The sequence below is a fragment of the Streptomyces carpinensis genome (assembly GCF_002154505.1).
GTDB classification, from domain to species: domain Bacteria; phylum Actinomycetota; class Actinomycetes; order Streptomycetales; family Streptomycetaceae; genus Streptomyces; species Streptomyces carpinensis.
The window spans coordinates 1-2350 of record NZ_MUBM01000627.1 but is presented as its reverse complement, the minus strand read 5'-3'; the positions used below and the strand labels follow the sequence as shown (position 1 = coordinate 2350).

1 pseudogene is annotated in these 2350 nt (G+C 69.3%); it reads right to left on the bottom strand.

The features are described from left to right. Nucleotides 1-32 precede the first annotated feature (32 nt). A pseudogene (locus tag BZY54_RS47255) lies at nucleotides 33-1812 on the bottom strand (ATP-binding cassette domain-containing protein). Nucleotides 1813-2350: the final 538 nt, after the last annotated feature.

Sequence of the window (2350 nt, the reverse complement as noted above, 5' to 3'; positions counted from 1 at the left end):
GGCGGGGGAGCGGGTGCTGCCTGGGGCGGCGCTCAGCGTTCCTGGGACAGGCGGAGGAGGTCGGAGAAGGTCCCGCCCGCATGGATCAGATCCTCGTAGCGGCCGTGTTCGGTGATGCGACCCTCTTCCATGACCACGATGTGGTCGGCGATCTTGGTGTTCTCCAGGCGGTGCGTGACGATGATCGTGATGCGTTCGCCCGCGATNNCACTGGCCGCCGGACAGCTCGGCCCCGCCCCACAGTTCCTTGGCGAGGAGGGTGTCGAGTTGCCGGGGCAGCTTCTCCACCGCCTCGCGCATGCCCACGGCGTCGATCGCTTCCCACACCGGTTGGTCGTCGTGGGTCCGGGGCTGGCCGAGGGTGATGTTCTCACGGGTGCGCAGCGGCCAGCACGCGAAGTTCTGGGGCACGAGGGCGGTGCGTTTCCATACGGCGTCGGGGTCGGCGTGGGCGAGGTCGGTGCCGTCCCACAGGACGCGGCCCTTGTCGGCGAGCAGAACGCCGATGATGAGCTTGACCAGTGTGGACTTGCCCGAACCGTTCTCGCCGACGACGGCCAGGATCTGCCCGCGCCGCAGGGTGAGCGAGACACCGTCGACGGCGGGTTCATCCTTGCCCGGGTAGCGGTAGACGACCTCGTCGAGCTGGATCTCCTCCACGTGTTCGGGGACGGTCAGCTCGCCGCGCCTCGGTGCGCGTTCCTCGGCCATGTCGAGGAAGGAGCGCATGTCGGCCAGGTACAGCGAGGTATGGAACATCGCTGCGCCGTGAATGACGAACTGCGAGAGCGCGCCCAGGGTGGTCTGCACGGCGACGACCGCGGTGGCGGCGACCGGGAGGGCGACGCGGCCGGTGGTGGCCAGCCAGGCGAGCGTGGCCCAGGTGCCGAGCAGGAACACGCCGCCCAGGGCGCTGGTCGCCAGGACGATGCGCAGCATGCGGGGCGCGGCGGTGAGGGTGCGCCGGTCGATGCGGTCGGACAGGGCGCGGTACCAGTAGACCAGGTAGCCGGTCATGCCGTTGGCGCGGACCTCGTCACCGTACCGGGAGTATGTGGCCCACCAGCGCATCATCGAGCGCACGTTGCGGTCACCCACGTTGAGGTAGTGGGTCTCGTAGTCGACGCGGGCGGAGAGCACGGCGCCGACGCCGGCCGGGAGCACGGCCAGCAGGAGCAGGGGAAGCATCAGTGGGTGCAGGGCGGTGATGACGCCGCTCGCGGCGATCATGCGGATCAGGGCGGCCATGAACCGCTGTGCGTCCTGCACCATCAACCTGGTCCTGGTGACGCCGACCTCGGCGGCTTCCTGCCGGTCGGCGAAACCGTCCTCGCCGAACGCGGATGCCTCCACCCGGCAGACGGCGGCCACGAGCGCGATGTCCGCCTCGGTCGTCAGCAGGGGAGTGATCCGGCCGTCGGCGTACGAGGACACGGCGCTGCCGACTCGGCCGAGGCCCGCGGCTGCCGTGACCACGATCAGAGAGGGCAGCGCGCCGTGCAGGCGTTCGGGCACCGTGCCGGCTCCCAGGATGTGGGTCATGGCCCGAGCGGTGAACGCGAGGACGATCGCGGCCGTGGCACCCGTGAGGAACTGGCAGATGAGGAGGAGCACGACGCCGGGCCTGTCGACCGACCAGGCCATGCGCGCCGTGTGCCGGAGCACGGTGGGAAGGCGACGGCACATGGCGGCGAAACTGGCCTCTGCCAGCGGGTTCTTGCCGTACTTGCCTTCGAAGGTGATGGTGGCCGGTGGTGGAGGGGGCGGCGTCTTTGCGTGTTCGGTCGAGGCGTCAGTCACAGTCACCTGCATCCTTCCTTGGGGCCGGTGCCGCGCCTGGGTGGCTCGGCGTGCACGGCTTAACGACGCACTGCGAGATTCGAACGCGCTCGATTCCAGACGTGTGAGTCCCCTTGAGCGGCAAGGGGTCTTTCGGGCGATCGCCGCGTTGGAGCCGCCGTCGGGCGGTGAGGATTGGCCGAAACGCCGGTGACTGAAACGCCCGGGGCCAATGGGGTTCGCGGTGCATCCGGCACATCGTTCGTCCCGCATTGTGCCTTTGACGGACGCTCAGCAACCCCCGCACGGGACAGATCCGCCGGTCGGAGACCGAGCCCGTTGCGAACAGACCGGGGGCCGCTGCACCGATGAGAGCCCGCATCGCGCGGGAGGCACCTTGCAAGCGACGTGAGGCCACACCAGTAACGCACGGGAAAGGACGCCGCATTGACGCTATTCAGTCACGATCATAGGCTCCCTGTCAGTCGGCTTCCGCTCGCGCCAGCGCTGTGATCAGGCTGCTTCCGCGTGTCTTCGGGCGTCCAGTGTCGGCCCGTGCGCGCCGGGCCAG